Origin of the sequence: Arenibacter flavimaris (genome assembly GCF_030291335.1) — a bacterium.
In the GTDB taxonomy this organism is placed as follows: domain Bacteria; phylum Bacteroidota; class Bacteroidia; order Flavobacteriales; family Flavobacteriaceae; genus Arenibacter.
This window is the reverse complement of the sequence record NZ_JASWIM010000069.1, coordinates 1-8006: the sequence shown is the minus strand read 5'-3', so window position 1 is coordinate 8006 and position 8006 is coordinate 1. Positions and strand designations below refer to the sequence as shown.

Here is an 8006-nt window from a genome sequence, read left to right as displayed (position 1 = left end):
AAACGAACCGAAATCACTGGCGCAAAACGAACCGAAATCCCTCAGGGAAGTGGCGCAGTTTGAACCGAAATCACTGGCGCAATGAAACCGAAAAGCCTGGCGCAATTTGGTCCGAAGTATCCACATACACAAGTCGTTCCTTAAAAGACAAAAATACGTTAGTAAATAAGCTAATGACAGATCATTTCCTGACCGAAGACTATATTAAAAAAAGTGGATTGAAATATATCATTTTCAGAAATGCTCTGTACATGGATGTCTTACCACTTTTTGTTGGTAAACACGTATTTGAGAAAGGTATAATACAACCTGCTGGAAATGGTAAGGTGGCTTATGCCTTAAAAGCTGAACAGGCAGAGGCAATGGCTAATGCATTAATGACCGAAAAATTCGAAAACCAAACATTTAACTTTACAGGTGGTGATGCATATTCTTTTTACGATGTTGCAACTGCACTTACAGAACTTTCCAATAAAGAAGTGATTTACAAAACCGTAGATGTTGAACTATTCAAAAAAATAATGCTGGACAATGAAATTCCTGAACCAATGGTCAAAAAAATAGTTGGTTTTAATTTTGATATTAAAAACGGACAGGAAGCAACAGTTACAAATGAATTGCAACATTATCTCGGACGTAAACCAAAAAATCTAAAAGAAGGTCTGAAAGCATTATTCAATTTATAGATACAAAGAAATGAAAAAGGAAATGAAAAAGGAAATGAAAATTGCCTTAGTAACTGGTGGAAGCCGTGGATTGGGAAAAAATATGGCTTTGGAATTAGCAAAAAAAGGACTTCATATAATTCTAACTTATAACAGCAACGAAGAAAAAGCTAAAGAAGTTATCAAAGACATTGAACATCTAGGACAACAAGCGATTGCGGTTCAATTAAACCTTACTGACTTCAATAAGTTTGAAGAATTTTTTGGGATTGTAAAAAAGTCGATTAAATCCAAATTAGGAATAGAAAAAATCGATTACCTTATAAATAATGCGGGTATTGGAATTAACGCGCCATTTGCTAAAATTACTGAAGAACAACTAGATACACTTTATAATATTCAGTTTAAAGGCACCTATTTATTAACACAAAGTGCATTGAACATTTTAAACGATGGTGGTGGAATTGTAAATGTGTCAACTGGACTTACTCGTTTTGCCTTAAACGGATTTTCAGCTTATGCGTCTATGAAAAGTGCTATTGAAACATTAACAAAGTATCAGGCAAAAGAATTAGGCGCAAGAAAAATTCGGTCAAATGTAATCGCACCAGGAGCTATCGAAACTGATTTTGGTGGTGGAGCAGTTAGGGATAATGAAAAAATGAATAGCTTTATCGCGTCTAACACTGTTCTGGGGCGTGTTGGATTACCAGATGATATTGGAAGTGTTGTTGCCTTTTTATGCACCGATGATGCAAAATGGATAAACGCACAACGCATAGAAGTGTCTGGTGGACAAATGATTTAAATCAAAATAATGTCTATACTTCACATAAAGAATATCTCCGAATATCATAGATTAATGCAATTGCCAAAACCACAGCACCCTTTGGTTAGCGTAATTAATTTTGCCGATATTAAAAGGAAAGAAAATGTGACGGTTTCAAGTTTTACGCACGGTTTTTATTCGATTGCCCTGAAACAGGTATTTAATGGTAAAATGAAATATGGACAACAGGAATATGACTTTGACGAAGGCGTATTAGCTTTCGTAGCACCTAATCAAGTAATGCGTATTGCAGTAGAGGATGAACGAAAATTAAATCATTCGGGTTGGCTACTTATTTTCCATCCCGATTTTTTATGGCATACATCTTTGGCACAAAAAATAGAGAAATATGACTTTTTTGGTTACGAATTAACCGAAGCATTACATCTTTCGGACAAGGAACAAAATATGCTAACCGATTTGATGCAAAATATTAATCAAGAATATAATTCAAATATTGATAAATTCAGTCAAGATGTTATCATTTCACAATTGGAATTATTACTCACATATTCGGAACGGTTTTGTCAACGTCAATTTATCACTCGTAAAAAAAATAACCATAGAATACTTGAGCAATTCGAAACACTTTTAAATAATTATTTTAAAAGCAAAGACTTACAGGAAAATGGATTACCTACAGTTAATTATCTGTCTACTTCATTGAACTTATCACCCAATTATTTAAGCAGATTATTAAAAACACTATCAGGAAAAAGCACTCAAGAATTTATTCACGAAAAACTAATGCAATTAGCTAAAGAGAGACTTTCAACGACAGAGTTATCTGTAAATGAAATTGCATTCAGTTTAGGATTTGAACACCCACAATCATTCGGAAAATTATTCAAGAAAAAAACGGAATTGACACCATTGGAATTTCGTAAATTATATAATTAAATAACATTGTGGAAACTGTAGCCTTAACCTACATAACATTTAGTTTAAGCGATTTTATCGCAAAAAAGATTGGAGTCAATGTAATTTCCGTCATCGGAAAATTAATGGGACTAATCATTGCAATTATCGGAACTAGTATGGTTATAGAAGGAATTAAAATATCATTTGGCTTAGCAAATTAAAAAATATTGAACCGGATAAGACTTAGCCCAAAAATGTATAAACTAATTGCGGCTTTACAGCTAATTCGAACCCAAGTAAAAATTAAAAGGGTGTGTGTTGCCAAAACCCTGGTGCGTTTTAATCCGGAACTATTGTTTTACTGCACCGTTGTGATAAACAGTTCAAAAAAGCAGAAATTCACGCAACCTCTCAATTGAAAATTCATCTATCTTTAAATCAAAATTGGGTAAATTTTTGAACATTCAAGCTATTGTTGAAAATTAAATATTTGCACTATGAAATACGGACTAGGGCTATTCGTACTTACTTTATTGTGCTGTTCCCAAGATGACACAAAAAGTCTTACCTCTTCTAATCTAAAAGGAAAATGGATCGAGACTGTAACTCGAATGGACAATTTGGATGTTATGAATTTGAACAGGGGAAAAGAACTAAAAAATGGTAATTTGTTACCTAAACCCAAATCAGGACCTTATAGATACGAGCTTTTAGAACATAGAATCTCTTTAAACCGGGTATTATCCAGCGATTCCAGCTTTAAGGACTACTATCTTCGACTTACAAATAATAAATTATATATTGAAAATTTTTATGGTTCCACATTAGGCGAAACCTTGACTTTTGAAAGATTGGATTAAAACTCCGTTGACAATTACCATAGGACTTCACTTGACGCAAATCTTGCTGGGATGGACTTTTTACTTCTTTGAAAAACTCGACTAAAATTAAAGTTTTATGCTTGGTCGGATGTGTCCCTACTAATATCAACAGACCCTATGAACTAATCCGGGGGCCTTGTGTTCAATTCCAAGATTTAACTATATTTATGAGACCGCAAAATCTTTTGCTATTTGCGTGGTGGAAGGGCAAGTGCAGAACCGTCATCGCAGTACTCATAAAAACATACCCATGAAAAAACATATACTAGTTGAAATAATGTCTGAATTGACTCCTTTAACAGAGGAAGAAAAATTGGATATTGAAAATAGTTTCCCAATTGAAAGATTTAATTGTGGAACCCACCTCTTAAAAGAAGGGCAAATTGCAAAAGAAGCATACTTTATCATTGAGGGATGTATAAGGGAGTATAGGCACTCTGATGGGGAAGAAAAGACTACAGCATTTTTCACTGAAGAACAAGCAGTGGTCAATTTTGACAGTATGATTAATCAATCTCCCTCAAAAATCAATTTTGTTTGTGAAGAAAATACTTCTGTTGCCATATTAAATTCTGAAAAAGAACAAGAGCTATATAATAAACATCCTAGATTTGAGACGTTTTGTCGACATGGTGTTGAAAAGATGATTGGTGAGAAACACGAACAATTGGTCAATTCCATAACTCTTAAACCAGAACAGCGCTATTTGAAATTACAGGAAGAAAGACCGGATTTAATCAACCGAATTCCCCAATATCATATTGCAAGTTATTTAGGGATTAAACCAGAAACACTAAGTCGGATTAGGAAAAGGATCGTGGAAAAAAATTAGTTTAATCACCAATTTTTTGTGCCACTATATAATATTCTGTAGCAGGAGTATCCATTAAAATGGCGGTTTCAATTATTTTAAAACCACAACTTTCAATTTCCCCTTCTAGCTCTGTAATCGAAAAGAATTTTAGATAAGGTAGGATTTTCAATGTTTTTAACGCAAAGATAATCCCTTGGGATATCCATGCGGCAAATGTTCTCTTTTCTTTCAAACAAGCAGTAGAAGTAATCATTACACCTCCTGTTTCCAATAACTCCCCTGTTCGTCTTAGAACTTTTTCAGTATCTTTAAAATAAAGCAGAATATTTAATGCCAATACAGTTTGATAACTGTTTTTACCAAATCTCTTGTCGAAAAGATTCGTTTGGTAAAATATAATATTTTCTGTGCCCATACATTTTGATTCACGTTTTGCAACCTGAATCATTTTGGCGGCCGTGTCGAAAGCGTGAATTGTTTTAACACGATTGGCAAAAGCTATGGAATACAAGCCAGTTGCACAGCCAAAGTCCATTATTGTGTGATCCTTCTTAAGATACTTTCTGCTTTTGGCGATAATTAAATCGTAGGCCTTATCCTTGGCTTTCTTATCGTAATTTTTTGATAGTTTGTTCCAAAAACGCTCTGACATATCCATTTTATTCTTTAACAAATTAGAACTTAAACCCAAAGTTAAGACTTGGTTCAAATATATGTTTTGGTCTTCCTTCCTCGACTTTTGCAAAATCGACAGGGAAATTTGTGTCAATAGGCCAATATTTGAGGGCATAAGCAGGTTCCACATAGAAACGTTCCCTAAAAAACTTAAAACGGTAACCTGCCACAAATTGGAGATACAATTGAAAACCCTTTTCGGTTTGATTGTCATTCGTATCGTGGTATTGTTTCAAAAAAGGAGTTCCTTGAAATGATGTAAACAGACCTTTCCAGTGAAGGCGTTGGTATCCAAATCCAATTCCCCAAGCTCTCACAAATCCTGGGTAAAACTCTTCAGATTTAACATATGTCCCAAGAGGTTCTGCATATTTCCAAGTATTAAACTCTGTAAATATCCTATCTTTTTTGGTTAGTTGATACCCATAAGTCAATAAATAGTACTAAGGGGAATCATCGAGAAAATTACCTAATATAAAAAAAGAAGAACCTAAAGAATGCCTATGTTCAATTGGACCTTCTTTATTAGGTAATAAAAAAAATTTTGACAACTTACTCTGACCAAAAACTAAGGAAATAGTCAACATTAAAAGAATTAATAACTTAGCTTTCATTATCATTGTTCATATATTTATAATGCTACAAATCTATGCCCCACTTCCATCTTATTCATTGACTATGATCAAGAAGTGAAAATTATGTGCCTTAATAAAAGGTATTAAACCTCAGGGCAAGCCTGTCTGCCGATAAAGGCAGGCCCTGAACCCAATAATAGGAAACGACCCTAGGGTCGAGGTATTGAACCTAGATCCCGCCGAAAAAGGCGGGATTAGTTCAACTTGCAATTTTAAGTGCGTCTTACTGACTTCTCAAAATTGAGTTTCACTAATAAACATTGAACAAGGCCCTTGGAATGTATGGGTAAAACCAATGCTGAATCATTGATGGAACATTTTGGATGAGTACAAAATAAATCTCTTGAAATCATATCACAACCTTCGGATAGTGTGTTAAATGAAAAATTGGAACCAACTAAATAAATGTAATTGGCAAATATAGAGTTCGGTGATCAACGAAAATTCAGTGCTATTTACAAACACCACCAAATCTTTGATTTGGTTTTTAGGAATGAATAAAATAAAATGAATGCTAAATTTCAACTTTAAAGAAAACTATATTTTAGAAGACGAATTTGTAAAACTAAGTCCTCTAAAAATAGAGCATGTCCCAAATTTAATTGACATTGCAAACGAAACGGACATTTGGAAATACTCTTTCGTGAAAGGAAATGGCATTGAAAATCTAACCAAATATATTCAATCGGCTATTGACAATCGAAAAGCAGAAAAAGAGTACCCATTTATTGTCTATGATAAAATTAAAAAGCGATTTGCCGGAAGCACAAGGTATTGTGAAATAGTCCCAAATTTAAAAGCCATCCGACTAGGATATACTTGGTACGGAAAAGAATTCAGAGGAACTGGATTAAACAAACATTGCAAATACTTACTATTCGAATTCGCATTTGACAAAATGGGAACTGAAAGAATCGGACTTGGTGCCTATATCGAAAATAAGATAAGTATCAAGGCTATGGAGAGTGTCGGTTGTAAAAAAGAGGGCATTTTACGTGGAATTTTTCCAGCGACCAAAGGAAATGGAAGAACAGATGCGATTATAATGAGCATTCTAAAAACCGAATGGATCAATAATGTAAAACCTGAATTAAAAATAAAACTGCATAAAAAAGGTGACACAAAACATCGAGAATAATCAACCCATCAGAATGGAACGGACTTATAGGCTGGTTGCTTGGGTTTGTTTGTACTCGGAGCATAAAACTGATTTTCCGCATATAACCATACACTAAACATTACCGCAAAACAACAAAGGGAATAATAAATATATTTAGAATGAAGAACAATTTATTACTGGTAGCAGTGGTAGTCATATCATTGGTTGGTTGTAAGCCGAAAGACACCTCATTAAACAAAGTGGTACCCCAAGAAGAAATGGAGAGAATTTTCAATGAGATCAAAACCCCTTATAAATATGGTGTTGTTGTTAAACATCCTGATACCACAAAATTGGTTGACAGTCCCACTATCTTTCGTAAAGACGATAACTGGTATATGACTTATATTGTTTTTGATGGTCAAGGATATGAAACTTGGCTATCGGAAAGTGACGACTTGCTTCATTGGAAATCGAAAGGGAAAATATTGTCGTTTACAGAAAATACCTGGGATGCCAACCAAAAGGCCGGCTACGTATCACTAATCAATACCGATTGGGGTGGTGATTATTCCGTAGAGAAATATCAAGACAAGTACTGGATGACCTACTTGGGCGGAAATACAGTGGGATACGAATCAGGCACACTAAAAATTGGTTTGGCAAATTCCACCTCCATAACGGAGGCTAAGGAATGGAATAGAAATAGCACCCCTCTATTGTCACCAGAAGATGAAGATGCCCGTTGGTTTGAGGATAAAACTATCTACAAAAGTTTGGTCATTCGTGATAGCGGCAAGCACACTGGGCACCCCTTTGTTATGTATTATAATGCCTTGGGAGTTACAGCTAAGTATGAAAGCATTGCCATGGCTGTCTCAGACGACATGCACACGTGGAAACGATATGGAGAAAATCCTGTTATTACAAGAGGAAAGGGCATTTGTGGTGATGCTCAGATTGCCAAAATCGGTGATATTTACGTAATGTTCTATTTTGGGGCATTCTGGAAACCTGGAGCTTTTGAAAGATTTGCCTGCTCATACGATTTAACAAATTGGACAGACTGGGAAGGAGAAGACCTGATAGCCCCTTCAGAAGATTATGATAAAGAGTATGCCCATAAACCGGATCAATCTCAAAAGTTGGGTCTAAAGAGAAAAATAATTTTCTTTGTGCTTTAAAATACATTGATGAATAAAGGCACTGAGTTATCCTTGTTAAGTTTAATATTACCAGAAGGAATATTAGAGTATTTTGATATTGTTGGATTCGATAAGAAGCCTATAAAGCATGTTTTATACGAGAACCGTCTAACGATATATTTGGAGGAGAAAAAACAAATACCATCCAAGTACAAGGATTGCAAGTATAAAGCCAGTGGCTTCATGGAGTCCCGAATAATCGAGGATTATCCCGTTCGGGACAATCTACTGTCCTTAAATCTTAAACGAAGGCGTTGGGACGTTCTACTTGATAAAAAGTGGATTAAAGTAAGTCGTGAATGGGATGAATTTATTGCACAGGGAACTCGAATATCAAAAGAG

At 34.8% G+C, this 8006-nt stretch carries 9 protein-coding genes and 1 pseudogene; 9 read left to right on the top strand and 1 reads right to left on the bottom strand.

Annotated features, from left to right (window positions below):
* The 6 genes and pseudogenes from QSE00_RS24755 to QSE00_RS24730 form a co-directional block, all read left to right on the top strand.
* Positions 1-686, top strand: a 686-nt coding sequence (locus QSE00_RS24755) for a Rossmann-fold NAD(P)-binding domain-containing protein (protein WP_459076859.1), incomplete at its 5' end; no start/stop codon positions are given.
* Between the two features lie 22 nt (positions 687-708).
* Positions 709-1473, top strand: coding sequence for an SDR family NAD(P)-dependent oxidoreductase (locus QSE00_RS24750; protein WP_459076860.1), 765 nt, complete (start codon positions 709-711; stop codon positions 1471-1473).
* Positions 1474-1482: 9 nt separating this feature from the next.
* Positions 1483-2394: a helix-turn-helix domain-containing protein gene (locus QSE00_RS24745; RefSeq protein ID WP_286107954.1), complete on the top strand. Its 912-nt coding sequence runs from the start codon at positions 1483-1485 to the stop codon at positions 2392-2394.
* A 17-nt stretch (positions 2395-2411) separates the two neighbouring features.
* Positions 2412-2576: pseudogene (locus QSE00_RS24740) on the top strand (MarC family protein); the annotation flags it as partial.
* Positions 2577-2852: 276 nt separating this feature from the next.
* On the top strand, positions 2853-3215 hold the full coding sequence (locus QSE00_RS24735) for a hypothetical protein (protein WP_286107952.1): 363 nt from the start codon (positions 2853-2855) through the stop codon (positions 3213-3215).
* A 271-nt stretch (positions 3216-3486) separates the two neighbouring features.
* Complete coding sequence (locus QSE00_RS24730; RefSeq protein ID WP_286107951.1) at positions 3487-4068, top strand: Crp/Fnr family transcriptional regulator; 582 nt, start codon at positions 3487-3489, stop codon at positions 4066-4068.
* A 1-nt stretch (position 4069) separates the two neighbouring features.
* On the opposite strand, the gene QSE00_RS24725 is transcribed toward QSE00_RS24730, so the two are convergent.
* The gene (locus tag QSE00_RS24725; RefSeq protein ID WP_286107950.1) at positions 4070-4702 is read right to left on the bottom strand and encodes a class I SAM-dependent methyltransferase; all 633 of its coding nucleotides are present in this window, start codon (positions 4700-4702) and stop codon (positions 4070-4072) included.
* Positions 4703-5871: 1169 nt separating this feature from the next.
* Here QSE00_RS24725 and QSE00_RS24720 point away from each other — a divergent pair.
* The 3 genes from QSE00_RS24720 to QSE00_RS24710 all read left to right on the top strand — a co-directional run.
* Positions 5872-6498 (top strand): GNAT family N-acetyltransferase, encoded by a 627-nt coding sequence (locus QSE00_RS24720; protein ID WP_286107949.1) that lies wholly within the window; start codon positions 5872-5874, stop codon positions 6496-6498.
* A 140-nt stretch (positions 6499-6638) separates the two neighbouring features.
* Positions 6639-7643, top strand: coding sequence for a glycoside hydrolase family protein (locus QSE00_RS24715; protein ID WP_286107948.1), 1005 nt, complete (start codon positions 6639-6641; stop codon positions 7641-7643).
* Positions 7644-7652: 9 nt separating this feature from the next.
* The coding region (locus tag QSE00_RS24710) for an ISAon1 family transposase N-terminal region protein (RefSeq protein ID WP_286107947.1) at positions 7653-8006 on the top strand (354 nt) is incomplete at its 3' end.

Coding starts and splice junctions, on each gene's coding strand:
- QSE00_RS24750 (WP_459076860.1), top strand. CDS start 709: ATGAAAAAGGAAATGAAAATTGCCTTAGTAACTGGTGGAAGCCGTGGA.
- QSE00_RS24745 (WP_286107954.1), top strand. CDS start 1,483: ATGTCTATACTTCACATAAAGAATATCTCCGAATATCATAGATTAATG.
- QSE00_RS24735 (WP_286107952.1), top strand. CDS start 2,853: ATGAAATACGGACTAGGGCTATTCGTACTTACTTTATTGTGCTGTTCC.
- QSE00_RS24730 (WP_286107951.1), top strand. CDS start 3,487: ATGAAAAAACATATACTAGTTGAAATAATGTCTGAATTGACTCCTTTA.
- QSE00_RS24725 (WP_286107950.1), bottom strand. CDS start 4,702: ATGTCAGAGCGTTTTTGGAACAAACTATCAAAAAATTACGATAAGAAA.
- QSE00_RS24720 (WP_286107949.1), top strand. CDS start 5,872: ATGCTAAATTTCAACTTTAAAGAAAACTATATTTTAGAAGACGAATTT.
- QSE00_RS24715 (WP_286107948.1), top strand. CDS start 6,639: ATGAAGAACAATTTATTACTGGTAGCAGTGGTAGTCATATCATTGGTT.